At 71.7% G+C, this 24,239-nt stretch carries 19 protein-coding genes; 8 read left to right on the top strand and 11 right to left on the bottom strand.

What is annotated here, in order from left to right:
* Positions 1-202 precede the first annotated feature (202 nt).
* Positions 203-964 (top strand): isoprenyl transferase, encoded by a 762-nt coding sequence (locus tag IE250_RS16415; RefSeq protein ID WP_308434161.1) that lies wholly within the window; start codon positions 203-205, stop codon positions 962-964.
* A gap of 116 nt (positions 965-1,080) precedes the next feature.
* Complete coding sequence (locus IE250_RS16410; RefSeq protein WP_229872524.1) at positions 1,081-1,569, top strand: MarR family winged helix-turn-helix transcriptional regulator; 489 nt, start codon at positions 1,081-1,083, stop codon at positions 1,567-1,569.
* A 10-nt stretch (positions 1,570-1,579) separates the two neighbouring features.
* Here the strand turns inward: IE250_RS16410 and IE250_RS16405 are convergent, their stop codons facing one another.
* The gene (locus IE250_RS16405; protein WP_189670383.1) at positions 1,580-2,479 is read right to left on the bottom strand and encodes a LysR family transcriptional regulator; all 900 of its coding nucleotides are present in this window, start codon (positions 2,477-2,479) and stop codon (positions 1,580-1,582) included.
* A gap of 86 nt (positions 2,480-2,565) precedes the next feature.
* Between IE250_RS16405 and ald the strand changes: the two genes are divergently transcribed.
* The 4 genes from ald (at position 2,566) to hemQ (ending at position 6,964) form a co-directional block, all read left to right on the top strand.
* Positions 2,566-3,684, top strand: coding sequence for an alanine dehydrogenase (ald, locus tag IE250_RS16400; protein WP_189670382.1), 1,119 nt, complete (start codon positions 2,566-2,568; stop codon positions 3,682-3,684).
* Between the two features lie 26 nt (positions 3,685-3,710).
* Positions 3,711-4,862: a glycerate kinase gene (locus tag IE250_RS16395; RefSeq protein WP_189670381.1), complete on the top strand. Its 1,152-nt coding sequence runs from the start codon at positions 3,711-3,713 to the stop codon at positions 4,860-4,862.
* Positions 4,863-5,024: 162 nt separating this feature from the next.
* Positions 5,025-6,179 (top strand): ferrochelatase, encoded by a 1,155-nt coding sequence (locus IE250_RS16390; RefSeq protein ID WP_189670380.1) that lies wholly within the window; start codon positions 5,025-5,027, stop codon positions 6,177-6,179.
* Positions 6,176-6,964 (top strand): hydrogen peroxide-dependent heme synthase, encoded by a 789-nt coding sequence (gene hemQ, locus IE250_RS16385; RefSeq protein ID WP_189670379.1) that lies wholly within the window; start codon positions 6,176-6,178, stop codon positions 6,962-6,964. The genes IE250_RS16390 and hemQ overlap by 4 nt, the downstream gene beginning before the upstream one ends.
* Positions 6,965-7,040: 76 nt before the next feature.
* Here the strand turns inward: hemQ and IE250_RS16380 are convergent, their stop codons facing one another.
* The 3 genes from IE250_RS16380 to IE250_RS16370 form a co-directional block, all read right to left on the bottom strand.
* A complete protein-coding gene (locus IE250_RS16380; protein WP_229872523.1) occupies positions 7,041-7,952 on the bottom strand; it encodes a class I SAM-dependent methyltransferase in 912 nt (303 codons plus the stop codon).
* A gap of 126 nt (positions 7,953-8,078) precedes the next feature.
* Complete coding sequence (locus IE250_RS16375; protein WP_229872522.1) at positions 8,079-9,386, bottom strand: Glu/Leu/Phe/Val family dehydrogenase; 1,308 nt, start codon at positions 9,384-9,386, stop codon at positions 8,079-8,081.
* A gap of 245 nt (positions 9,387-9,631) precedes the next feature.
* Positions 9,632-10,396, bottom strand: a complete 765-nt coding sequence (locus tag IE250_RS16370; RefSeq protein WP_189670378.1) for an AraC family transcriptional regulator — start codon at positions 10,394-10,396, stop codon at positions 9,632-9,634.
* Between the two features lie 119 nt (positions 10,397-10,515).
* On the opposite strand from IE250_RS16370, the gene IE250_RS16365 reads away from it, so the two are divergent.
* Complete coding sequence (locus IE250_RS16365) at positions 10,516-14,151, top strand: proline dehydrogenase family protein (protein ID WP_189670377.1); 3,636 nt, start codon at positions 10,516-10,518, stop codon at positions 14,149-14,151.
* Between the two features lie 15 nt (positions 14,152-14,166).
* Here IE250_RS16365 and IE250_RS16360 read toward each other — a convergent pair whose 3' ends face one another.
* The 7 genes from IE250_RS16360 to IE250_RS16330 all read right to left on the bottom strand — a co-directional run bounded on the left by IE250_RS16360 (position 14,167) and on the right by IE250_RS16330 (position 22,581).
* Positions 14,167-15,192 carry a LacI family DNA-binding transcriptional regulator gene (locus IE250_RS16360; protein WP_189670376.1) on the bottom strand — a complete coding sequence of 342 codons (1,026 nt, stop codon included), beginning with the start codon at positions 15,190-15,192 and terminating at the stop codon, positions 14,167-14,169.
* Positions 15,189-16,790 carry a GH1 family beta-glucosidase gene (locus IE250_RS16355; RefSeq protein WP_189670375.1) on the bottom strand — a complete coding sequence of 534 codons (1,602 nt, stop codon included), beginning with the start codon at positions 16,788-16,790 and terminating at the stop codon, positions 15,189-15,191. Before IE250_RS16355 ends, IE250_RS16360 begins: the two co-directional genes overlap by 4 nt.
* A complete protein-coding gene (locus tag IE250_RS16350; RefSeq protein ID WP_189670374.1) occupies positions 16,787-17,704 on the bottom strand; it encodes a carbohydrate ABC transporter permease in 918 nt (305 codons plus the stop codon). The genes IE250_RS16355 and IE250_RS16350 overlap by 4 nt, the downstream gene beginning before the upstream one ends.
* Entirely contained in the window at positions 17,701-18,732 is a 1,032-nt protein-coding gene (locus tag IE250_RS16345; RefSeq protein ID WP_189670373.1) for a carbohydrate ABC transporter permease, read from the bottom strand. Before IE250_RS16345 ends, IE250_RS16350 begins: the two co-directional genes overlap by 4 nt.
* A 158-nt stretch (positions 18,733-18,890) precedes the next feature.
* A complete protein-coding gene (locus IE250_RS16340) occupies positions 18,891-20,222 on the bottom strand; it encodes an ABC transporter substrate-binding protein (protein WP_189670372.1) in 1,332 nt (443 codons plus the stop codon).
* 193 nt (positions 20,223-20,415) lie between these two features.
* Positions 20,416-21,759, bottom strand: coding sequence for an ABC transporter substrate-binding protein (locus tag IE250_RS16335; RefSeq protein ID WP_189670371.1), 1,344 nt, complete (start codon positions 21,757-21,759; stop codon positions 20,416-20,418).
* 297 nt (positions 21,760-22,056) lie between these two features.
* Entirely contained in the window at positions 22,057-22,581 is a 525-nt protein-coding gene (locus IE250_RS16330) for a DUF2505 domain-containing protein (protein WP_189670370.1), read from the bottom strand.
* A gap of 159 nt (positions 22,582-22,740) precedes the next feature.
* Here IE250_RS16330 and IE250_RS16325 point away from each other — a divergent pair, with 159 nt between their 5' ends.
* Positions 22,741-24,222 carry a sensor histidine kinase gene (locus IE250_RS16325; protein ID WP_189670686.1) on the top strand — a complete coding sequence of 494 codons (1,482 nt, stop codon included), beginning with the start codon at positions 22,741-22,743 and terminating at the stop codon, positions 24,220-24,222.
* The last annotated feature ends 17 nt before the right edge of the window (positions 24,223-24,239 follow it).

Genomic DNA, 24,239 nt, shown 5'->3' with positions numbered 1-24,239 from the left:
CGGCCGGACAAGGGCCTTGTGAAGATCCTGCGCCGGGTTGGCGGGAGTCGCCCGTCAAGCGCCGCCGAAGGCCGCGCCGAGCGAGACCGCGCGTGTCCGAGGGGTACCTTTGTCCACGTCCCGCCGGGTACTGAACCCAGCGCCAGAGCTGCCGTCCGGACCGCGCCTCGCGGCTCCCATGGCCCGACCCCCTGAGGTATTCGTGCGCCTGCCCAGCCCGCTGTACCGCCTCTACGAGCGACGTCTGGCGTCCGCGCTGCACGGCGCGACGCTGCCCCGGCACATCGGCGTGATGCTCGACGGCAATCGCCGCTGGGCGCGCTCGTTCGGCGAGACGGCGGCGACGGGCCACCGCCGCGGAGCCGACAAGATCGCGGAGTTCCTCGGCTGGGCCGATTCGCTGGGCATCGAGGTCGTCACGCTGTGGATGCTCTCGACGGACAACCTGAGCCGGTCGGCCGATGAGCTGAGCAACCTCCTCGACATCATCGAGGACGCCGTGCTGGACCTCGCCGAGTCGGGCCGCTGGCGCCTGCGCGTCATCGGGCGGCTGGACCTGCTCCCCGCACGCCTCGCCGCCGCCCTGCGGACCGCGGCCGACCGGACCGCGGGCGTGAAGGGCCTGCAGGTCAACGTGGCGATCGGGTACGGCGGCCGGACCGAGATCGCCGACGCTGTCCGCTCCTACCTCACCGAGCGCGCGAAGGACGGGGCCACGCTCGCGGACCTCGCGGAGTCGATCGACGTCGAGCACATCGCCGAGCACCTGTACACGAAGGGTCAGCCGGATCCCGAGCTGGTCATCCGGACCTCGGGGGAGCAGCGCATCGGCGGCTTCCTCATGTGGCAGAGCCAGCACACCGAGTTCTACTTCTGCGAGGCCTACTGGCCCGCGTTCCGGCGCGTGGACTTCCTGCGCGCACTGCGCGACTTCTCGTTGCGGGAGCGTCGCCTCGGGCGGTGACAATGGCATTGCCCGGAAGGGGCTGCGGCTTGGCCGAGCGGGATCTTCGCATCGTGAAAACCGCCACCACGCACCAGGCTAGGTGACTGAAAGTTCAGTCAGGTAGCGTGCCGAGGATGGAGAAGGAGGGCGCGCTGATGACCGAGGCACGTGTGCCGTCGGCGCGCGAGGCAGCCGAGGCATGGGAGTCCCTGTTCCGCGCTCAGGTGTCGGTGATGCGGCGGCTCCTGGCGGACGACATATGGGGCGATCTGAGCATGCGCGAGTACGACGTGCTGTTCACGCTCGCGCTCGCGCCCGAGGAGACGCTCCGGCTGCGCGAGCTCAACGAGAACATCCTCATGGCCCAGTCCTCGCTGTCCCGCATGGTGGAGCGGCTCGAGAAGCGCGGCTTCGTGCGCCGGCACCCCTCGCCCGACGACGGTCGCGGCGTTCTGGTCAGCCTCACCGAGGAGGGCTCCGCCATCCAGAAGGAGCTCGGGCGCCGTCACGTGCGGTCGATTGCCCACTACGTCGGTCCCGCGATGGACGCCGAAGAGCTGGTGCAACTACGTCAGCTCACGGAGCGGCTGCGGGCGGCCCAGGCGGAGATCGACGACGTCTGACCCCGCAGCGTCAGGCGGAGCGCGCCTGGTCCCGAAGGGCCTCCACCACCACGCGCACCGCCGCCCGGTCCATCGTGGTGCGGCGCGCCACGAGGTGGATGTCGCGGCGCGGCGGGTCGACGAGATCCAGCGTGCGGACGGCGTAGCGGTCGTGGACGGCGAGCAGCGGCAGCAGCGTGACCGACAGTCCCGCCTCGACGTGGCTCAGCAGCGTGCCGTGGCTCTCGAACCGGGCCACGGTCGTCGGCGTGAACCCGGCGCGCCGGCAGAGGCGTTCGGCCAGGTCGGCCAGGTGGGCGCCAGGATGTTCGAACGCCCACGGCTCGTCCGCGAGGGTCGCCAGGTCGACGCGTCCCGACCGCTCGCCGGTGGCCGTGTCGCGGGCCGTCACGAGCACCACGCGGTCGCCTGTCAGGGGTAGGCGGGCGAGGTCGGCGTCGTCCGGGACGGGGGCGTCCGGGAAGTCGGCGCAGACGGCGATGTCCACCTCGCCGCGCTGCAGCGCGGGGCGGCTGACCAGGGGCTCCGCCTCCGTGAGCCGGACCGAGATCCGGGGGTGCTCCTCGGCGAGGGCAGCCACGGCCGGCACCACTATCCCGTGGAAGGCGCTGGTGAACGCAGCCAGCCGAACGACGCCGGTGGGCTCGGTGTGCAGGCCCGCGATATCGGCCTCGGCGGCCGCTATGCGGTCGAGGATCTCGGAGGCGTGGCCCGCGAGCGTGATGCCGGCGGGCGTGAGCCGGATGCGCCGTCCCACGCGCTCGAAGAGCCGGGTCTTCGCCTCGGTCTCCAGCGTGGCGAGCTGCTGCGACACGCTCGAGGGGCTCATGTGGGCCGCCTCGGCCACGGCGCGCACCGTGCCGAGCAGGTGCAGCTGGTGCAGGAGGCGGAGGCGCCACGGGTTGAGCATCAGCCCATCATCGTTCAGAAACCCCGAACATTCTATTCAGAAACGTGGCCTGGACCCGCACACGGGACAGTGCTTACCGTCACACTATGAACATCGGCGTCCCCACGGAGATCAAGAACAACGAGAACCGGGTAGCGCTCACGCCCGCCGGTGCCCACGAGCTGGTCCGCCGCGGCCACGACGTGCTGGTGCAGGCCGGCGCAGGGCGAGGATCCGGCTTCACCGACGACGCGTACCGGCTCGCCGGCGCACGCACCGTCGACACGGCCGAGGAGGTCTGGGCCTCGGCCGACCTGCTGGTCAAGGTCAAGGAGCCGATCGAGCCCGAGTACGCGCTCATGCGGCCGGACCTGACCCTCTTCACCTACCTGCACCTCGCGGCGTCCGCACCCTGCACCGACGCGCTGCTCGCTGCGGGCACCACCGCCATCGCGTACGAGACCGTCCAGCTGCCGGACCGTTCGCTCCCGCTGCTGAGCCCCATGAGCGAGGTCGCCGGCCGGCTGTCCGCACAGGTCGGTGCCTACCACCTGATGCGGCCGCAGGGCGGCACCGGGGTGCTCATGGGCGGGGTACCCGGCACACCCAAGGCGAAGGTCGTCGTGCTCGGCGGCGGCGTGGCGGGCGAGCACGCGGCCGCGAACGCCGTCGGCATGGGGGCCGACGTCACCATCCTGGACGTGTACATCCCGCGCCTGCGCCAGCTCGAGGTGCGGTTCGGCGGGGCCGTGGCCACCCGCGCGTCGACGACGTACGAGGTCGCGGAGCAGGTCGAGTCCGCGGACCTGGTCATCGGTTCAGTGCTGGTGCCCGGCGCGGCCGCCCCCAAGCTCGTGACCGACGCGATGGTCAAGGCGATGAAGCCCGGCGCCGTGCTCGTCGACATCTCCATCGACCAGGGCGGTTGCTTCGAGCACTCGCACCCCACGACCCATGACGCCCCGACCTTCGCCGTGCACGACACCCTCTACTACTGCGTGGCCAACATGCCCGGAGCGGTGCCCGTGACGTCGACGCGCGCGCTGACCAACGCGACGCTCCCGTACGTCGCCGCGCTCGCGGACAAGGGCTGGCGGGACGCGCTGCGCGCCGATGCCGCGCTCGCCCGCGGCCTGAGCACCCACGCCGGGCGCATCACCAACGCGGGCGTAGCCGAGGCATTCGGCGCCGTGGCGGTTCCGGTGACCGAGATCCTGGCGGCCTGACCTCAGGGACGGCCTACGATCGGCGCGTGGAGCACCTGCGCATCGTTGTCTGCCCCGACTCGTTCAAGGGCAGCCTGTCCGCGTCCGAGGTCGCGTCCGCCGTCGCCGACGGGGTGCTGGACGTCGCGCCCGACGCCGTCGTGACGTGCCTACCCATGGCCGACGGCGGCGAGGGCACCCTCGACGCGCTGCTCGCCGTCTGGGGGGTGGAACCGCTGACCGTCTCGACGGTCGATGCGATCGGGCGGCCGACATCGGCCCGGTGGGCCGTGTCGCCCGACGGGCGTACCGCCGTGGTCGAGCTGGCCGAGGCCAGCGGCCTGCCCGGCGTCGCCGACGCGCCCCTCCAGCCGCTGCATGCGAGCACGCGCGGCACCGGCGACCTGGCGCGCGCCGCGCTCGACGCAGGCGTCGCCGAGATCCTCGTCTGCCTGGGCGGCTCCGCCTCGACGGACGGCGGCTCCGGCATCCTGACGGGCCTGGGCGCCCGCCTCCTCGACGCGGACGGAAACCAGGTGCCCGACGGCGGCGAAGGGCTGGCGTCGGTCGCATCCCTCGACCTGTCCGGGCTGCACCCGCGGGCGCGCGAGGTGCGCTGGCGGCTCGCCGTCGACGTCACGAACCCCCTCGTCGGCGAGCTCGGTGCCGCGCGGGTGTTCGGACCGCAGAAGGGCGCACGTGGCGGCGACGCGGAGTTCCTCGACGGCGCGTTGCGGCACTGGGCGGAGGTGCTGGAGCGGGAGACCGGGGCCGCCGTCGGCCAGGTCCCTGGTACCGGCGCGGCCGGCGGCGTCCCCGCCGGGCTGATCGCCGTGCTCGGCGCCGAGACGACGCCGGGCGCTCTGCTCGTCGCCGAGGCGGTCGGCCTGCCCGCGGCGCTCGCCTCCGCCGACCTGGTGATCACGGGGGAGGGTTCCTTCGACTCCCAGTCGGTCAACGGAAAGGTGGCCGACGGCGTCGCCCGCCTCGCCGCGGCGTCGCCCACCCGGCCGCCCGTCGTGGTCGTGGCCGGCCAGGTGCTGCTCCCCGAGGCGCAGGCCCGCGCGGCGGGCATCGCCGCCGCGTTCTCGATCGCCCCCGGACCGGTCGAGCTCGACGACCTGATCGCCCGCACCGCGCCCCGCTTGCGCGACCTCGCCGCCGCCGTGACGAGCCTGGTCACCGCCGGACGGCGATAGCAAGCTCCCGCTGGTCGAGCTTGTCGAGACCCGGCGAGGTCTCGACAAGCTCGAACCAACAAAGCGGGCTCGCGCGGTTCTGACAGGACGTCGCATCGATGTCACGTCCGGTTCTGCCCGCCGAGGGCCGACCGGCGCGCCCGACGGTGGAAAGATATGCGCATGCCCGCGAACTTCCCCCAGCCTGCGGCGCACGACGCCGCGCCGTACGACGCCCTGCTGCTCTACTCCTTCGGTGGCCCGAACAAACCGGAGGACGTGGTGCCGTTCCTGCGCAACGTCACCGCGGGCAAGGGCATCCCGGACGAGCGGCTCGAGCAGGTCGGCGAGCACTACTACGGGTTCGGCGGCAAGAGCCCGATCAACGAGCAGAACCTCGCGCTCAAGGCGGCGCTCGAGGCCGAGCTCGCCGCACGCGGCATCGACCTGCCGGTCGTGTGGGGCAACCGCAACTGGGAGCCGTACACGGGCGACGCGCTCGACGAGCTGGAGAAGCTGGGCGCCAAGCGCGCCGTCGCGCTCGTGACCAGCGCCTACGCGTCGTACTCGGGCTGCCGCCAGTACCGCGAGGACCTCGCGACCACGCTGGACAAGCGCGGACAGCTCGGCCCCGACGGGTCGACGGGCGTGCAGTTCGACAAGATCCGCGCCTACTTCAACCACCCGGGCTTCGTACAGGCCAACATCGACGCCGTCGTCGAGGCCTATGCCGAGCTCGAGACGAAGGGCGGCTCCGGTGCCGACGCGAAGCTGGTCTTCGTGACGCACTCGATCCCGGACACCATGGAGGCCGCGTCCGGTGTCGGGCACGCCACCTACTCCGAGCAGCACCTGGACGTCGCCTCGCTGGTCGCGGCCGCCGTCGGCGAGCAGCTCGGCCACGACGTCGAGTGGGAGCTCGCGTACTGCTCGCGCTCTGGCCCGCCGAGCCAGCCGTGGCTCGAGCCCGACGTGAACGATCTGCTCACCGAGCGCGCAGGCGCGGGCCTGCGCAACGTGGTGCTCTCTCCCATTGGATTTGTGAGCGACCACATGGAGGTCGTCTACGACCTCGACACCGAGGCCCTCGCCACCGCTGCTGAGCTCGGCATGACCGCCGTGCGCGCCGGCACCGTGGGCACCCGCGCGCCGTTCGTCCAGGGCCTGGTCGACCTGATCGTCGAGCGGGCGGGTCTCGCCCGGGGCGAGCAGGTCGACGAGGCTACGGTGGGCTCTCTGCCTGCCTTCCCGTCAGTCACGCCGCCCCTGTGCTGCCTGCGGCGGCACGAGGAACCCAGCGGCATCCCGGCACTCTGCAGCGAGGACATGTACCGATGAGCACTGAAGTTCCAGGCACCGCCGCTCCCGGCAGCGCGCCCCACGGCCACGTGCACGCGGACACCGGCCAGGAGATCGACACGGCCGCCATCAACGAGGGCATCCGGTACACGATGTTCTCGGTCTTCTCCGTGACCGAGACGCTCCCGGCGGACGAGGGCGAGCGCAAGGCCGTCGTGGCCGACGCCGAGGCTGCCGTCGGCGGAGGCGCCGACCCCGCCGCGACCACCGGGGACCTCGTGACCCGGGGCTGGTACGACGTGGGCGGGCTGCGCTCCGACGCCGACCTGATGCTCTGGACCCACGGCCCCTCGATCGAGGCCGTGCAGGGCGCCTACCAGCGGCTGCGTGCGTCCGAGCTGGGCCGCTCCCTGGAGCCCGTGTGGTCGGTCGCCGCGCTGCACCGCCCCGCCGAGTTCAACCGCGGGCACGTGCCCGCGTTCCTCGCGGGCGAGGCACCGCGCGACTACCTGTGCGTCTACCCGTTCGTCCGGTCCTACGACTGGTACCTGCTGCCCGACGAGGAGCGCCGCACCCTGCTGCGCGACCACGGTATGGCGGCCGCCGGCTACAAGGACGTGCGGGCCAACACCGTGTCGGCGTTCGCGCTCGGCGACTACGAGTGGATCCTGGCGTTCGAGGCCGACGAGCTGCACCGCATCGTCGACCTGATGCGCGACCTACGGGCGACCGAGGCCCGGCGGCACGTGCGCGAGGAGGTCCCGTTCTTCACGGGCCCGCGCACGACCCTTGCGGACTGGGCCTCCCGCCAGCCCCTGAGCTAACCCCTTTGTTGTGGGCGTGACCGTTGCGCCTAAAACGGGCGGGAAGCAGCAACGATCGCGCCCACAACAAAGCCGGCTACGTCGGGAGGGTGGCGGCCAGGGCCGTGGCGCCCAGGTCTTCGTCGGACAGGACAGTCGTGGTCAGCCCGGCGGTCGTCATGTGCCCTACGGCGGCGCTCACCTGACCCTCGCCCGTCTCGACGAGCAGGTGCCCGCCCGGGCGCAGGAGCTTCGGGGCCAGGTCGATCACGCGGCGCAGGATCGCGAGCCCGTCGCCCCCGCCGTCCAAGGCGACGTGCGGCTCGTGCTCGCGGGCCTCGGGCGGCATCATGCTGATCGCCGCGGTCGGGACGTACGGCGCGTTCGCGACGAGGACGTCGACGCGCCCCCAGACCTCGGCCGGGAGCGGGTCCGCGAGGTCACCGGTGTAGGTGTGTGCGGTGAGCCGGCCGGGCCTCGGGGTACCCGTGGAGCGTGGCGGCAGAGCGAGCACACCTCGTGCGCCAGCAGCGTCGGGGGAGTCGTCGGCCAGCGCCTTGAGGTTCTCGTGCGCGCAGGTCACGGCTGCCGGGTCGACGTCGGCAGCGTGCACCTCGACGTCGTGCCCCGCGGCGAGGAGGCGAGCCGCGACCGCGCCGCCGAGCGCGCCGCACCCGCAGCACAGGTCGACGAGGAGTACGGCGCCGCCGTCCCCGTCCGCCTCGACGCCCGCCCCGTCGGGCGAGCCCGGCACCGCACGCGCGGCCGCCTCCCGGACCAGCAGCTCCGACCGTTGCCGCGGTACGAAGACTCCGGGCGCCACGAGCCAGCGGCGGCCGTCGAGCTCGGCCCAGCCCACGAGGTGCTCCAGCGGCAACCCGCCGACGCGCGCAGCGGCCAGCTCTTCGAGGCGCGCCGCGTCGCCGCCGGCGGCCTCGGTCAGGATCCGCGCCTCGTCCTCGGCGAAGACGCAGCCGGCGGCGCGCAGGCGCGCGACAAGTTCGTCCACCCACAGAGCCTAAAGGTGCCCGGTCGGAAGCTCGGACTGCCGAGAACGACCTGGGGTACCGATTCGACGTCGAATCGGTACCCCAGGTCGTTCTGGAAGCGGACTCGCCAGAGTCTCAGCGGCGCGTCAGGGGTAGAGGCCCCGGATCTGGTGCGCCTCTGCGACCCGCTTGACCCCGATGACGAGGGCGGCGTCGCGCAGCGACAGGCCCTCCCGCTTCGCCAGGGCCGACACCTCCGCGTAGGCGGTGGTCATGCGGTGCTCCAGCTTGTCCGCGATCTCCTGCTCGGTCCACCAGTACGTCTGGTTCGCCTGGACCCATTCGAAGTAGGAGACGACCACGCCGCCGGCGTTCGCGAGAACGTCCGGGACCACGGTCACATCGTTCTTCGCGAGCAGGGCGTCGCCGGCCGCGGTCGTCGGGCCGTTGGCGCCCTCGACCACCCAGCGGGCCTTGACGTCGCCTGCAGTGGTCTCGTCGAGTACACCCTCGATCGCGGCCGGAACGAGCACGTCGACGTCGAGCGCGAGCAGCTCCGTGTTGGACACCGAGTCCGCGTCGGGGAAGTCCACGACCGAGCCGGTGCGCCGCACGTGCTCCAGGAGGCGGGGCACGTCGAGGCCGTCGTCGGCCCGGATGCCGCCGTACTGGTCGCTGACGGCGGCTACGCGTGCGCCACGCGCCGCGAAGATCTCCGCCGCGTGCGAGCCGACCTTGCCGAAGCCCTGGATGGCGACGGACACCTCGTCCAGGGGCACGCCCGACTCGGCGAGCGCGGCCTTCGTGACGTGCACGATGCCGGCCGACGTCGCCGTGCCGCGGCCCAGCGAACCACCGATCGCCAGCGGTTTGCCGGTCACGACCGCGGGGATCGTGTACCCGCGGTTGACCGAGTAGGTGTCCATGACCCAGGCCATCGTCTGGGCATCGGTGCCCATGTCAGGCGCCATGATGTCGGTGTCCGGGCCGATCATCGGCATGATCTCCGACGTGTACCGCCGGGTCACGCGCTCCAGCTCGGCCAGGGAGTAGCCGCGCGGATCGATGGCGACGCCGCCCTTGGCGCCGCCGTACGGCAGGTGGACCACCGCACACTTCCAGGTCATCCACATGGCCAGCGCCCGCACCTCGTCGACATCGACGGAGGGGTGGTAACGCAGGCCGCCCTTGCCCGGGCCGAGGCTCACGTTGTGCTGCACACGGAAACCGTGGAACAGGACGGTCTCGCCCGAGTCGCGGCGGAGCGGCACCGCGACGTGGATCTCACGGCGGGGGGTCGCCAGCATGCGATGGAGGCCTTCGTCATAGCCGAGGATCTCCGCCGCCGTGGCGAGCTGCGCGTGCGCAGTTGCGAGCGCAGAGCCCACGGCCGGAGATCCGGACGGTGCGAAGCTGGGCGGTGATGCGGGAGTGGACGTCGTTGTCGTCGTCACGTGGGTCCTCCGTGGAGAACGGCGCCTACCGCCTTGGGAGCGGGGCGCGGGTTGCGCGGCGCGGGGTTTGCGCCTCGGTCTCACCGTATCGCTTCGACGGGGCTGGGTGCTCATCTTGCGATCCCCGCGAAGCGGCCGCCGGCTGGGGCGGCGGGAAAGTCAGCGCTCCGTGAGCTTCCGGGCACCCGGGAGCAGGTCGGCCAGAACACGGCGCGGGCTGGAGCGGGGGACCAGGGGGAACGCGTTCACGCGCGCCTCGAGCGGCTCCGGAACGACGACGGCGTCTCGCCGGTCAGCCGCGCGAACGTGCGCGTGAACGACGGCTGGTCGTAGAAGCCCGCGGCGGTGGCGACATCCGCGAGCGGCACCGTGCTCGACGTGAGGAGGTGTGCTGCCCGGTCGACCCGCAGCCGCAGCACGAGCTGCCGCGGGGAGAGCCCGAAGACCCGGCGCACCCGTCGGTCCAGGGACGCGGGGCTGCAGCCGGCGAGGGCAGCCAGGTCGGCCACGGACGGCACCTCTCCGCGTTCCAGCCGGTCCTCGATGTCGGCGCGCAGGCGGGCCATGGCCTGGATCGTCGCGTCGTCGGCGTCGCCGGACCGCAGGTCCTGTGACACGGAGACGAGCCCCACGTAGGCGCCGGCCTCGTCATGCAGGGGGAACTTCGAGGTCAGGAACCAGCCGGGCGCCCCGCCGACGTGCCGGATCAGCTCGAGCTCGCCCCGCAGCGGCTTCTCCGTTGCGCGGACCCGGGCGTCCTGGCTCTCGTAGCGTTCGGCCAGCTCCGGGACGAACAGGTCGGAAGCCCGTCTGCCGATCACGTCGCGCCGCGACCGCTCCCGCGTGCGCCCAACGAAGACCTGGTTCACGAGCACGTACCGGCCGTCGGCGTCCTTGGCACAGAACATGACTCCGGACAGCTCGTCCATGAGGGCGACCATGGCGGGGTGCAGGGCGGCCAGCAAGGCCTTCGCCTCAGGCCGAGCGGCGCCGTTCGGCGGGTTGCTCATCAGGTCCCGATGCTACGCGGAGCACGGCGCCCAGCAGCGCCACCTCTTGGCCGAAACCGGCGCGGATACCGAGTGATCCTGCCAATACATGCAACCGGCACCGGGTGCACCCTGGTGTCATGAAGACCTCTGCCCGGCGCGGGAGCGCCGCCTCCGCCGATGTCCCGACCGGGGGCGCAGGCGCACTGGACAGCGCTGTTCCGCCCCCACCCCACGAAGTCCTTGCTTCGCTGCGGAACTCCGCGGGGACCCCGGGGCCAGCTCCGACCGAGCCGCCCGCACAGCCAGCCGCCGACACCCTGGTCGAGGACGCCGTAGCCCTCGCCCGGACCTGGATCGGCACCGCCATCGGCACGGCCGGCGACGGCGAGAGCCGCCAAGCCGCGACCACCGGCTCCAGGACCGACAAGGCTGTCGCCCGCGCATCTGCCGCCCTGGGCGCCCTCGTGTCCGACCCGGCAGGCCTGGAGCTCGCAGTCGGGTTCGTCGACGATGTCGCCCGCCCGCAGGACACCCAGGTCGCCGCCAAGGCCCTGGCCCGCCTCGGCAAGAGGGCCGGCAGCGCCACCTTCCTCAGCCCGGTTGACCGCGCCCTGTTCCGCGCCGGCGCCCTGGCTGCCCCGGTGTTCCCGGGCATCGTGGTCCCGGCCGCCCGCGCCCGCCTCCGTCAGCTCGTGGGTCACCTCGTGGCCGACGCCGGCGCCGGGCTCACGGCCCACCTCGCCCGCACCCGGGCCGAGGGTTACACCCTCAACGTGAACCTCCTCGGCGAGGCGGTCCTCGGCGAGGAGGAGGCCGCCGGCCGCCTGGCCCGCACGATCGCGCTGGTGGAGCGCGCGGATGTCGACTACGTGTCGATCAAGGTCTCCAGCGTGGCCGCGCAGCTGGTCACGTGGGACCTCGAGGGCTCCCGCGACCGCGTCGTCGAGCGCCTGCTGCCGCTGTACCGCGCCGCGCGCGACCATCGTGTCTTCGTCAACCTCGACATGGAGGAGTACCGCGACCTCGCCCTGACGACCGCGGTGTTCACCGAGATCCTGAGCCGCGAGGAGTTCCGCGACCTCGAGGCCGGCATCGTCCTGCAGGCCTACCTGCCGGACGCGCTGGGCGCCCTGGACGGCCTCACCGAGTTCGGCGCGTTGCGGGTCGCCGACGGCGGCGCACGCATCAAGGTGCGCATCGTGAAGGGCGCGAACCTCGCGATGGAGCACGTCGAGGCCACCCTGCACGACTGGCCCCAGGCGCCGTACACGTCCAAGGCCGACGTCGACGCCAACTACGTGCGCATGCTCGACCACGCGCTGCGCCCCGAGCGCGCGCAGGCGGTCCGCATCGGCGCGGCGTCGCACAACCTGTTCCACGTGGCGCTCGCGATCCTGCTCGGCCGGGCGCGCGGTGTCTCCGAGGCGCTCGACATCGAGATGCTCCAGGGCATGGCACCGACGGAGGCCGCCGCCGTCCGGGACGAGGTCGCCAAGGACCACGGCCGGGTGGTGCTCTACACGCCGGTGGTGCGCGACGAGGACTTCGACGTCGCGATCTCCTACCTCGTGCGTCGCCTGGAGGAGAACGCGGCGGAGCAGAACTTCCTGCACGCGGCGTTCGCCCCTTCGGGGGTTGAGCCTGTCGAAACCGCGGTCTCGACAAGCTCGACCAGCGGTGGCGGCTCGCCCATGGACCGGCAGGAGGCCGCGTTCCGCGCGTCCGTCACCAGTGGCGTTCACTACTCGCCCGACGACGTCACCCCGCGCCGCCTTCCGCGCCCCGCGCCCCAGCCGGTGACCGGACCGTTCCGCAACGCCGCCGACACCGACCCCGCCGTCGCCGCCCACCGCGACTGGGCGAAGCAGGTCACGAGCAAGCGGTCCGGGTACGTCCCGGCGCTCGCGGAGCCGCTGTCGACGTCGGCCCAGGTGGACGACGTCGTCGCGCTCGCCCGCCGCGCGGGCACCGCGTGGGCCAAGGTGGACCCGACCGACCGCGGCCGCGTGCTGCGCGCGGCGGCCAAGCACCTCGAGGCCGCACGCACCGACCTCGTCGCCGCGATGGTGCACGAGGCCGGAAAGACCGTCGCCGAGGCGGACCCCGAGGTCAGCGAGGCCGTGGACTTCGCCGCCTACTACGCGCAGGCCGCCGAGGCGCTCGACCCGACGTCGGAGGCCTGGACGGGCGCCCGCTTCACGCCCGACGGCGTCACCCTGGTCACCCCGCCGTGGAACTTCCCCGTCGCGATCCCCGTGGGCGGCGTGCTCGCGGGCCTGGCGTCCGGTTCCGCGGTGATCGCGAAGCCCGCACCGCCCACCCCGCGCTGCCTCGAGATCGCCGTCGAGGCCGTGCACGCGGCGCTCGACGAGGTGGCGCCGGAGATCGGTCTGGACTCGGCGCTCGCGCGCGACGTCGCCCAGTTCGTCCGCGTGCCCGACGGCGACCTCGGCCGCCGGCTCGTGACGCACGACGGCGTGTCCCGCGTGATCCTGACGGGCGCCATCGAGACCGCCGAGATGTTCGCGTCCTGGCGGCCCGAGCTGCCGGTGCTCGCGGAGACGTCCGGCAAGAACGCGATAGTCGTGACGCCGTCGGCGGACCTCGACCTGGCCGTCGCGGACGTGGTGCGCTCCGCGTTCGGGCATGCGGGGCAGAAGTGCTCGGCGGCGTCGCTCGTCATCCTCGTGGGCTCGGTGGGCGACCCGCGCACCGCGACGGGGGAGCGGTTCCGCCGGCAGCTGGTCGACGCCGTGTCGTCGCTCGCCGTCGGGCCCGCCACCGATCTGGCAACCGTGATGGGCCCGCTCACCGAGCCGGCGCAGGGCAAGCTGCTGCGGGCACTGACCACGCTGGAGCCGGGCGAGACCTGGCTCGTGCGGCCGCACCGCCTCGACGCGGCGGCGCGCGAGGCGGGCCTGGGCCGCGGCCGCCTGTGGACCCCGGGCGTGCGCGACGGCGTCCGCCCCGGCTCGTTCTTCCACCTCACCGAGTGCTTCGGCCCGGTGCTGGGCATCATGACGGCGCGCACGCTGGAGGAGGCGCTGGAGCTGCAGAACGCCGTCTCGTTCGGCCTCACCGGCGGCATCCACTCCCTGGACGACGCCGAGGTGGAGCACTGGCTCGACCGGGTCGAGGTCGGCAACGCGTACGTGAACCGGCACATCACCGGCGCGATCGTGCAGCGGCAGCCGTTCGGCGGCTGGAAGGCCTCGGTGGTGGGCTCCGGTGCGAAGGCCGGCGGGCCCAACTACGTGGCGCAGCTCGGCCGGTGGGAGGACGCGCCCGACGTGCCGTCGCGCACCGCGGACCCGGCGGGCTGGCTCGCCTGGGCCCGGGCCGACGACGACCGCGCGTGGGTCACCGAGTTCTCGCAGGAGCACGACCCGTCGGCGCTCGGCGTCGAGTCGAACGTGTTCCGCTACCGGCCCGTACCGGGCATCACAGTGCGCGTCGGCGCCGGCGCGCAGGACGTCGAGGTACAGCGGGTGCTGGCGGCCGCCGCGCGTGCGGGAGTGGCCGCGACCGTCGTCGGGCAGGAGACGACGGACGAGGCGTTCGCCGACGCCCTCGCCGACGGCAAGGTGACCGGCCGGATCCGGGTGGTGGGCGAGGCCCCGGGCCTGCGCGACGCCGCGGCGAGCCGCCTCGGCTCGGTGACCGTGCTCGACGGCCCGGTGCTGGCGAGCGGGCGCCGCGAGCTGCTCACGATGCTCCGCGAGCAGGCGGTGAGCCGCACGATGCACCGCTACGGCCACCTCCGCACCGCGTAGCCCGGCAGGGTTAGGTCAGGCGGAGTCGCCCTCGACCAGGCGGGGGGCGAAGATCCGGCGTTCTTCGCGTACCGGGCGGCCGGCGACGAGGTCCACGAGCATGCTCGTCGCCGCGCCGACCATCTGCACCACGGGGTTGTGCACGGTGGTCAGCCGGGGTGTGGTGGTCTCGGCGATGCCGAGGTCGTCGAACCCGACCACCGAGACGTCGCCCGGCACGGACCGGCCGCGTTCGGCGAGCACGCGCAGGGTGGCCTCGGCCATCAGGTCCGAGGCGGCGAAGATGCCGTCCAGGTCCGGGTGCTCGTCCAGGAGCCGGGCGGCCGCGACGACACCGCCGGCGGAGGTGAAGTCACCCTCGACTATCGCGTCGTACGGCAGACCTGCGTCGCGCAGCGCATCCCGCCAGCCCATCATCCGGTCCACGCCGACGGGCATGTCGAGGGGACCGGTGATGGTGCCGATGCGCCGGCGCCCCCGGTCGATCATCCGCTGGGTGGCGATGCGTCCGCCCGTGACGTTGTCGACGTCCACGTAGCGCAGGCCGCGGGAGGCCTCAGGGACCGGCTCGAACAGGCGCCCCACGAAGACGGCGGGCAGCAGCGCCCACCCGAGCTCCGTCTCGAGCTGGTCGCCGCGGTGGTGCGAGGCCACGATGACGCCGTCCACGTGGCCGCTGCGCAGGTAGCGCCCCACGCGTCCGCGCTGCTCGCCCGGCCGGGCGAGCAGCAGCACGAGCTGGAGGTCCGTCCCGGACAGCCCCTCGCTGACGCCCGCGAGGGTGCCGCTGAGGAACGGGTCGGTCAGGATGCGCTGGTTCGGCTCGGGCACCACGAGGGCTATCGAGTCGGTCCGCCGGGTCACCAGCGACCGGGCGGCGCGGTTCGGGGCGTACCCGAGGCGGGCGACGGCGTCGTCCACCGCCGCCTGCGCCTCGGGGGAGACGCGCAGACCACCGTTGATGGCGCGCGACGCGGTCGACCGGGATACCCCGGCCGCCTGGGCCACGTCATCCAGGGTGGGTGCGTCTGAGAGCGTCACGCCTGGGGAACCGCCTTGTCTCCGCCGTTGTTGCCACTGGGTTGCGGCTGCGGGGTCGTCGCCGATCGGTCCGGAACGGCATTGGCCCGCGCGACTTGACCGTACCAGCGGCCCGACGCCTTCACAGTACGCTCCTGGGTCTCGTAGTCGACGCGGACGAGCCCGAACCGCTTTCCGTAGCCCCACGCCCACTCGTAGTTGTCGAGAAGCGACCAGCCGAAGTAGCCGCGCACGTCGGCGCCCTCGTCGATCGCGTCCTTGATGGCGCGCAGGTGCACGTCGATGAACCCGAGGCGGTCCTGGTCGTCCACGAACCCGTCCGGCCCGACGACGTCCTCGTAGGCGCTGCCGTTCTCCGTCACGTACAGGGCGATGCCGCGCGGCCCCGTGTAGTCCTGCTGCAGGCGCAGCAGGAGCCGGGTGAGGCCCTCGGGCTGGACCTCCCAGTTCTGGTCCGTGAGGGGCAGACCGCGGGGGTGCGTGTACGCGCCGTCGCCGCCCGGGAACGGGGACGACGACGGGCGGGTCACCGGGGCGCTGCCGTCCAGCGGCTGCTCGTGGGGCGTCGCCGACACGGCGTTGCCGTGGTAGTAGTTCACGCCGAGCGAGTCGATGGGCGTCGAGATGATCTCGAGGTCGCCGTCCTGGACGTGCTGCTCGAGGCCGTACTCGCGCACGTCCTCCAGCACGTCCGCGGGATAGGCGCCGCGCAGGATCGGGTCGGCGAAGATGCGGGTGAACCCGCCGTCGAGCCGGCGTGCGGCGTCGACGTCGGCGGGGTCGTCCGGGTTCACCGGGTCCTCGACCTCGAAGTTGAGCGTGATGCCGAGGTTCGCTCCCGGCGCTCGCTCGCGCAGCGCCTGCACGGCCAGGCCGTGCCCCAGCATGAGGTGGTGCGCGGCGGCGAGGCCGTCCTCGCGCGACTGCCGGCCCGGCGCGTGCTGGCCGCCCGTGTAGCCCAGGAAGGCGGCGCACCACGGCTCGTTGAGCGTGGTCCACACGTCGACGCGGTCGCCGATGGCCTCGTGCATGGTCACGGCGTAGTCGCGGAACCGGTACGCGGTGTCGCGGTTCACCCAGCCGTTCGACTCGGCCTCGATGGCCTGCGGCAGGTCCCAGTGGTACAGCGTGAGCCAGGGCAGGATGTCGGCACCGAGCAGCTCGTCCACGAGCCGGTCGTAGTACGCGACACCGGCCGGGTTGACCTCGCGCCCGCCGGGGACCACCCGGGACCACGACGTCGAGAACCGGTACGCCTTGATGCCGAGGTCCTTCATGAGCGCGACGTCGGCCGGGTAGCGGTGGTACTGGTCGCACGCGACCTCGCCGTCGTCCTGGCCCAGCACGGCGCCCGGGACCTTCGCGAACACGTCCCAGACGGAGTCCTCGCGGCCGTCCTCGTGAGCGGCGCCCTCCACCTGGTAGGCGGCCGTGGCGGCGCCCCACAGGAAGCCGTCCGGGAAGCGGACGGTGCCCGTGGCGTTCGGTGTCGGCTCCGTCCGCGGCGCGCTCGGCGTGTACGGCAGGGCGATGCCCGGGGCGGGCACGCGGCGCACCTCGGCGTCGGTCTTGACGTTCAGCGTCATCTCGTGAGTCATCCCTTCACAGCTCCCTGCATGATGCCTGCGACCAGCTGCTTGCCGACGAAGGCGAAGATCACCAGCAGCGGCAGCGTCACGAGGAACACACCGCCCATGACCAGCGAGTAGTCCACGAAGTAGTTCGACTGCAGCGACTTTACGACGAGCGGCAGCGTCGGGTTCACGGAGCTGAGCACGATGGAGGGCCAGAAGAAGTTCGTCCACTGCTGGACGAACGTGAACAGGCCAAGCATGGCCGCGGCCGGGCGTGCGGCAGGCAGCGCGATGCTCCAGAACGTGCGGATCATCGAGGCACCGTCCACCCGGGCGGCCTCGATCAGCTCGTACGGCAGCGCCTCTGACAGGTACTGCGTCATCCAGAAGACGCCGAACGCGCTGACCAGCACCGGCACGATGACCGCCTGCAGCTTGCCGATCCAGTCCAGGTCCGACATGAGGATGTACATCGGGATCACGCCGAGCTGGGTGGGCACCGCCATCGTCGCGATGACGAACACGAGCAGTGGTCCGCGGCCGCGGAAGCGCAGCTTCGCGAATGAGAACCCGGCCAGCGTTGAGAACAGCACCACGGTCGCCGAGACGGTCACAGCGATGATCAGCGAGTTCGTCAGTGCCAGCCAGAAGTTGATCTGCGTGGCCTCGATGACCGTCCGGAACTGGGTGAACAGCGAGGCGTCGGGCAGCCATTGCGGCACGGCGCTCCGAGAGATCTCGACCGCGTCCGACGAGCCGAGGAGCAGCGTGAAGTACAGCGGGAAGATCGAGATCAGCAGCACGATCCCCAGCAGCGCGTAGACGTACCAGCCGGCGCGGCGGGTGGCACTCCCTGAGGCCTTGTTCGCCCGACGGCGGGCGGCGGCCTTGGCGGCACCCGCGCCGGCGGTCTGCGCGGTGACAGCGACGGAGCTCATGCGTTCCCCCTGCTCATGCTGGTAGTGGCGCTCTTGCGCCTGGACTTCTTGCTCGCCATCCCCGACGACGAGATCTGGCGCGTGACCAGGAAGTTCACGAAGCCGATCACGACGATGAGGAGGAACAGCATCCAGGCGACGGCGGACGCTCTGCCGAGGCTGTGCTGGTTGCCCCACGCGACGTCGTACAGGTACAGGACGGTGGTCATCCAGTTCTTGTCCGCGCCGCCGAGCCCGGTCGCGTCGTACATGCGGACCTCGTCGAAGATCTGCAGGCCGCCGATGGTCGAGGTGATGACGACGAAGATGACCGTCGAGCGGATCTGCGGCACCGTGATGGAGAAGAACTGGCGCACGCGGCCGGCGCCGTCGATCACGGCTGCCTCGTAGAGCTCGCGCGGCACCGCCTGCATCGCGGCGAGGAAGATCAGCGCGTTGTAGCCGACCCAGCGGTAGTTGACGATGCTCGCGATGGCGACATGGCTGGCAAGCCGGTCGCCGTGCCAGGCGATCGGGTCCAGCCCGATCAGAGTGAGCAGGGAGTTGATCAGGCCGTACTGGTCGGCGAACAGGCGGCCGAAGATCATCGACACCGCCACGGGCGCCACCACGTAGGGGATGAGCACGCCCATCCGCCAGAAGGTCGCCGACCGCAGGTTCTGGTCCAGCAGCGCGGCGATGGTGACCGCGACGATCACCTGCGGCACGGAGGACAGCACGAAGATCGACAGCGTGTTGACCAGGGACTTCCAGAACGTCGGCTGGTTCAGCACGTCCGTGAAGTTCTGCAGGCCGACGAACTCGCCCTGCCCGCCGAGCAGGCTCCACTCGTGCAGTGACACGAATGCCGTGTAGCCGAGCGGGAACAGGCCGGTCACCGCGAACAGGATGAAGAACGGTGAGATGTACAGGTACGGGGAGAGCTTCACGTCCCAGCGGCCGAGCCGCTGGGAGAAGCCGAGCCTCCGCGACTCGCGCTGTGGCGCACCGGACTCCGGTGCCGATCGTCGATCTGTCAGGACAGCCATATCTTCTTCCGCCGCGTCATCGTCGTTGGTCACTTGCGGTACGTCGCCCGTGGCCGGAGGCCAGGTGACAGATCGGTGGCCGGGCTTGTCGAGACCTCAGGTCTCGACAAGCCCGACCACCGGATCACATCAGCCGCTCTTCCGGCTCAGGCTTGGGCTCAGCCGAGGGCCGAAGCCTTCTCGACGGCCTCCGCCCAGGACTCCTCGGCGTCCTGCGACTTCGTGATGTCGACACGGTTGAGCGCGTTGGTGACCTCGTCACGGATGGCGAAGTAGTGCGCGCCCTTGTACGGAGCGCCCTCGATCGCCTGGGCGCGGGTGGAGAAGATCTCGCCCACCGGCGCGTCGTTGAAGAAGGGGTTGGTGAAGGTCTGGACGGCTTCCGAAGCCTGCGCCTCGACCTGCGACGGGAAGGTGCCCGCAGCCTCAAAGGCTGAGGTCTGCTGCTCCGGCGCGGTGAGCCACGCGGCGAGCTCCTTGGCCGCCTCGGTGTTCTCGCCCGAGGCCGGGACGGTCAGGAACGAGCCACCCCAGTTACCGCCGCCACCGGGGAAGACGTCAGCGACGTCCCAGCCCTCGACGCCGCCGGAGTTGCCCTCGATCGGGCCGGTCATCCAGGACGGGCAGAGCATCGTGGCGAACGCGTCGGCCTGGAAGGCAGCGGTCCAGTCCTCGCTCCACTGCTCGAGGCCGCCCGACAGGTCGTCGTCGATCGAGCCGGTGATCTCGTCGTAGATCGCCTTGACGTCGGTGTTGTCAGCGAGGTCCGTGGGCTCGCCCGACTCGGGGTCCTCGAACGCGGCGGGCAGCTGGCTGATCATGCCCTGGAAGATGCCGGCGGAGCTGTCGTACCAGGCGGCGTCCGACTCGGCGACGAAGTCCCGGCCCACAGCGAAGTAGTCCTCCCACGTGGCGTCCTCGCCGCCGAGCAGCTCGGCGACCTCCTCGCGGTCGGTCGGCAGGCCGGCCTTCTCGAACAGGTCGGCGCGGTAGCAGATGGCCTCGGGGCCGATGTCGGTGCCGTAGCCGATGAGCTTGCCGTCGGGCGTGGTGGCCTGCTGGACCTTCCAGTCCACCCAGCGGCCCTCCAGCTCGGGGTCGGCGAGGTCCGTGAACAGGTCCGGGTACTGCGCGAGCTCGGGCAGCCAGTCGACCTCGATGGCCTCGACGTCGGCCAGGCCCTCGCCGCCTGCGGCGAGCTTGGTGGTCAGGTTGGTGCGCGCGTCGTCGCTGGTGGCCGCCTTGACCTGCTCGACGGTGACGTTCGGGTGCTCCTCCGTGTACGAGGCGAGCATCTCGTCCGTGTAGCCGAAGTCGTTGAACGTCGCGACCTTCAGCGTGATGGGGCTGTCGTCCTCGCTGGATCCTTCAGCGGGTGCCTCGCCGGACCCGCCACAGGCGGTGAGGGCGAGCGCGACGGCTGCGACGCCGGCGGTCGCCTGGAGGGTGCGGGCGGCGGCGCGCCTCGTGGTTCGGGTACTGCTCAGCACTGGGGACTCCCTTGTCGTGCGGTCTGGGGCGTACAGGTCTTGCTCGATGCGGTGGCGCGAAATGCGGGGGCACGTCTGCGTACCGGCGTTGGAAGCGCTCCCACCATCATGGTGTGGTAGCGCTCCCACGGGCCCTGATCGTTGCGCTGCGGACGGTGTCGTGTCAAGACGAGCGCCGGGTGAGGCCTGCGGATCACTGCTGCAGGCGTATGCCTTCGACGGTCTGCACGGCGTTGTTCCAGGCGATCTCCGGGCCGCTCGTTCCGACGTCAACAGAGGTCAGGGCGTTGTTGACCTCGTCGCGGATGGCGAAGTAGTACGGCCCCTTGTACGGCGCGCCGGCGATGGACCGGGCCCGCTCGGTGAAGATCTTGCCCACCGGCGCGTTGTTGAAGAACGGGTTGGCGTAGCCCTGGATGGCCCCCGACCCCTGCGCCTCGATCTGCGACGGGAAGGTGCCGGCGGTGACGAAGGCCTTCGTCTGCTGCTCGGGAGCGGTGAGCCAGGCGGCGAGCTGCTTCGCCTCGGCCGGGTGCGCGCCGGCCGACGGGACGGTCAGGAACGAGCCGCCCCAGTTTCCGCCGCCACCGGGGAAGACGTTGGCGACGTCCCAGCCCTGCACGCCCTCCGACAGCGACTCGATCGGCCCCATCATCCAGCCGGGGCACAGCATGGTCGCGAAGGCGTCCTCCTGGAAACCGGCTGCCCACTCGGGGGACCACTGCACCAGGCCGGCCGAGAGCCCGTCGCCGATCGCCGTCGTGATGCTGTCGTAGACCGCGCGGACCTCGTTGTTGGCCGCGAGCTCGGTCGGCAGCGCCGTCGCCGGGTCCTCGAACGCGGCGGGCAGCTGGTTGACCATGCCCTGGAACGTTCCGGTGGCGCCGTCGAACCATGCGACGTCGGACTGTGCGGTGAACTGGCGGCCCACCTCGAAGTAGCGCTCCCAGGTGGCCTTCTTGCCGCCGAGGAGCTCCGCGACCGCTTCGCGGTCGCTCGGCAGCCCGGCCTGCTCGAAGAGGTCGGCGCGGTAGCAGATGGCCTCGGGGCCGATGTCGGTGCCGTAGCCGAGCAGCTTGCCGTCCGGAGTCGTGGCCTGGGCCACCTTCCAGTCCACCCAGCGGTCGGTGACCGCGGCGTCGGTCAAGTCCTCGAAGAGCTCGGGGTGCTTCATCGCCTCGGTCAGCCAGTCGACCTCGACCGCTACGACGTCGGCGAGCTCGGAGCCGTCACCCGTGGTGAAGGCCTTGAGCATCTGCAGGCGCGCCTCGTCGGAGGTGGGGGCCACTACGTGCTCGACGGTGACGTTCGGGTGTTCCTTCGTGTACTCGGCGAGCATCTCGTCGGTGTACCCGAAGTCGTTGAACGTCGACACGGTGAGCGTGATCGGAGCGGCGTCGCCGTCGGAGCCTGCGGAATCCTGGCCCAGCAGCGAGCCGCAGCCGGCGAGGGGCAGGACGAAGACCGTGAGCGCGGCAAGGGCCGCGCGGCGGGTGGCGACGGTCCGGCTTCGGACTGGTCCGTGTTTGCTGGGCACTGGGACTCCTTGATGTTCGTGCGCGGTATTCGGCGCGCGGGTCGGTGCGAAAGCGATATCAGAGCACAAACTCGCGCACATCGGACACGATTGTTCGCTCAGGTTGTAGCACCCCGCCGGATGATGCTGACAGGGTTTCAACGAACGTCAAGTATCGGTCCGTAAACGATGTCCGAAATGCCGCAGTTGCACCCAGGTGTTTGGAAGAATCGGTCAGACAACTCGGCCGGGGCGTCCCGTGCGACCCCTGCAGGTCGGTCCTTCAGGGCATCCGGAGGGACGTCGGGGCAGGCGGGCTCAGGCCGTGCCCGTGTGCTTGCCCGCGAGCCAGTCGCGGCCTGCCTCCGCCTCGGTCTCGAGGGTCGTGCGGACCGCGCTGACCGCCGCCTCCTCGATCACGGAGCCGAACAGCGGCACGGTCGCCCGCACGTCTCCCGCGTAGGTGAGGCGCGTGCCGCCGTCGGGCAGCGCGGCCAGGGCGGCCGTGGCGGTGACGCGCACCGGTGCCCCCAGGATCTCGACAGCCACCGTTCCGGCGCGGCGGCCGTCGTCGGCCGCCTCCCACGCCTCGGCCTGGCGGATCTCGAGGTGTGCGCCCACGAACGGCCGGGCCTGCACGGGGATGATGTCGGTCGGGAGCGTGCGGCGCACCACCACGGTGAAGCCGGTCTCCGCGGTGCCCGTGACGTCGGCCTGCTCGACCACGCCGTGCACGGATCCGGTGGAGCGCTGGGCACGCCACCGCACGAACGACTCGTCGGCGAGCATCTCGGCGACGTCGTCGATGTTCGCGGGGAACGTCAGGTCCACTGTCAGGTGCACGGGCTCTCCTCCTCGCGCCGACGGGGCATGCCGGTGATGGAACTCTAACCGACGCCTTGCGCACATCGGATGCGCACCGGCCCTGGTCCGGCCCTGGGTGCGGGTCGTGCACACATCAGGTTGTGCGCGGTTCCCGCATAGGCTGAGCGCGTGTCCGCGATGAGTGACCTGATCCTTGAGCACGCCGACCTCGAGCCGGCCGACGTCGAGTGGCTGCACCTCCTGGTGGGCGACTGGCAGGTGGTGTCGGACCTGGCCTTCGCCGACCTGGTGCTGTGGCTGCCCACAGACGACGGGCGGTTCGTCGCGATCGCCCAGTGCCGTCCATCGACGGGTGCGACGGTGCACTACGACGACATCGTCGGCTCGTTCGCGCCGGAAGGGCAGCGCCCGCAGCTTGCAAAGGCGATGGTCGAGGCCAAGGCGCAGCGCGCACGGGAGCCTCGCTGGTTCGGCGCCTACGCGGTGCGGGAGGAGGCGATCCCCGTCGTGCACAAGGACAAAGCGGTCGCGGTGATCGCGCGGCAGACCAACCTGGGTTCGGGCCGCACGCCGTCCCGCCTGGAGCTGAACTACGTCGAGGCGGCCGACGACCTCGTCGCGATGATCCCGCGGGGAGAGTTCCCCCTGCCGAACGCCGCGACGGGCTCGCGGCGCGGCGCCCCGCGCGTGGGCGACGGCCTGATCCGCCTCAACTCCGAGGGCGAGGTGCTGTACGCGAGCCCGAACGCGCTGTCGTGCTTCCACCGGCTGGGCGTGATCGGGCCGCTCGTCGGCCAGTCGCTCGTCGAGGTGACGGCCGACATGGTGGAGCAGCTGAAGCCCGTGGACGAGTCGCTCCCGCTCGTGGTGATGGGCCGCGCGCCATGGCGCACCGACATCGAGGCGCACGGGGTGTCGCTGTCGCTGCGGGCGATGCCGCTGACCGACCGGGGCCAGCGCATCGGGGCCGTGCTGCTGTGCCGCGACGTGTCCGAGCTGCGCCGGCGCGAGCGCGAGCTCATCACCAAGGACGCGACGATCCGCGAGATCCACCACCGGGTGAAGAACAACCTGCAGACCGTGGCCGCGCTGCTACGGCTCCAGGCCCGGCGCATGGACGTGCCGGCGGCGAAGGAGGCGCTCGAGGAGGCCATGCGGCGCGTGTCGACCATCGCTCTGGTGCACGAGAGCCTCTCGCAGACCCTGGACGAGCAGGTCGAGCTCGACGACATGGTGGGCAGGGCACTGCGTCTCACGGCCGACGTCGCCTCCGCCGGCACCTCGGTCCGGACGGTGCGCACCGGCTCGTTCGGCATGGTGCCCGCGCAGGACGCGACGCCGCTCGCCCTCGTCCTCACCGAGCTGGTCACCAACGCCGTGGAGCACGGGTTCTTGGGGCGTGCGGTGGGCACGGTGGAAATCGGAGTGGAGCGGGAGAACTCCGACCTGCGGGTCGTCGTGGCCGACGACGGCGTGGGGCTGCCCGAGAACGGCGGTGCCGGCGGGCGAGGCCCCGGCAGTGGCCTGGGGACGCAGATCGTGCGCACGCTCGTCACGAACGAGCTCGGCGGGACCATCGAGTGGTCGGCCCGCGAGGGTGGTGGCACCGAAGTAGTGCTGCAGCTGGTGCTTCGGGTGGCCGAGTCGGCGCGGTCCTGAATCCGGCCGGAGACGTC

Origin of the sequence: Promicromonospora soli, from assembly GCF_014653785.1 — a bacterium.
Classification (GTDB): domain Bacteria; phylum Actinomycetota; class Actinomycetes; order Actinomycetales; family Cellulomonadaceae; genus Promicromonospora; species Promicromonospora soli.
The sequence above is the reverse complement of the archived record's forward strand: the minus strand, read 5'-3'. Positions and strand labels throughout refer to the sequence as shown.

What these genes read in the sequence shown, in the direction of transcription:
- IE250_RS16410 (WP_229872524.1), top strand. Translation starts at nt 1,081, where the DNA reads ATGGAGAAGGAGGGCGCGCTGATGACCGAGGCACGTGTGCCGTCGGCG.
- IE250_RS16405 (WP_189670383.1), bottom strand. Translation starts at nt 2,479, where the DNA reads ATGCTCAACCCGTGGCGCCTCCGCCTCCTGCACCAGCTGCACCTGCTC.
- ald (WP_189670382.1), top strand. Translation starts at nt 2,566, where the DNA reads ATGAACATCGGCGTCCCCACGGAGATCAAGAACAACGAGAACCGGGTA.
- IE250_RS16390 (WP_189670380.1), top strand. Translation starts at nt 5,025, where the DNA reads ATGCCCGCGAACTTCCCCCAGCCTGCGGCGCACGACGCCGCGCCGTAC.
- hemQ (WP_189670379.1), top strand. Translation starts at nt 6,176, where the DNA reads ATGAGCACTGAAGTTCCAGGCACCGCCGCTCCCGGCAGCGCGCCCCAC.
- IE250_RS16370 (WP_189670378.1), bottom strand. Translation starts at nt 10,396, where the DNA reads ATGAGCAACCCGCCGAACGGCGCCGCTCGGCCTGAGGCGAAGGCCTTG.
- IE250_RS16365 (WP_189670377.1), top strand. Translation starts at nt 10,516, where the DNA reads ATGAAGACCTCTGCCCGGCGCGGGAGCGCCGCCTCCGCCGATGTCCCG.
- IE250_RS16355 (WP_189670375.1), bottom strand. Translation starts at nt 16,790, where the DNA reads ATGACTCACGAGATGACGCTGAACGTCAAGACCGACGCCGAGGTGCGC.
- IE250_RS16350 (WP_189670374.1), bottom strand. Translation starts at nt 17,704, where the DNA reads ATGAGCTCCGTCGCTGTCACCGCGCAGACCGCCGGCGCGGGTGCCGCC.
- IE250_RS16345 (WP_189670373.1), bottom strand. Translation starts at nt 18,732, where the DNA reads ATGGCTGTCCTGACAGATCGACGATCGGCACCGGAGTCCGGTGCGCCA.
- IE250_RS16325 (WP_189670686.1), top strand. Translation starts at nt 22,741, where the DNA reads ATGAGTGACCTGATCCTTGAGCACGCCGACCTCGAGCCGGCCGACGTC.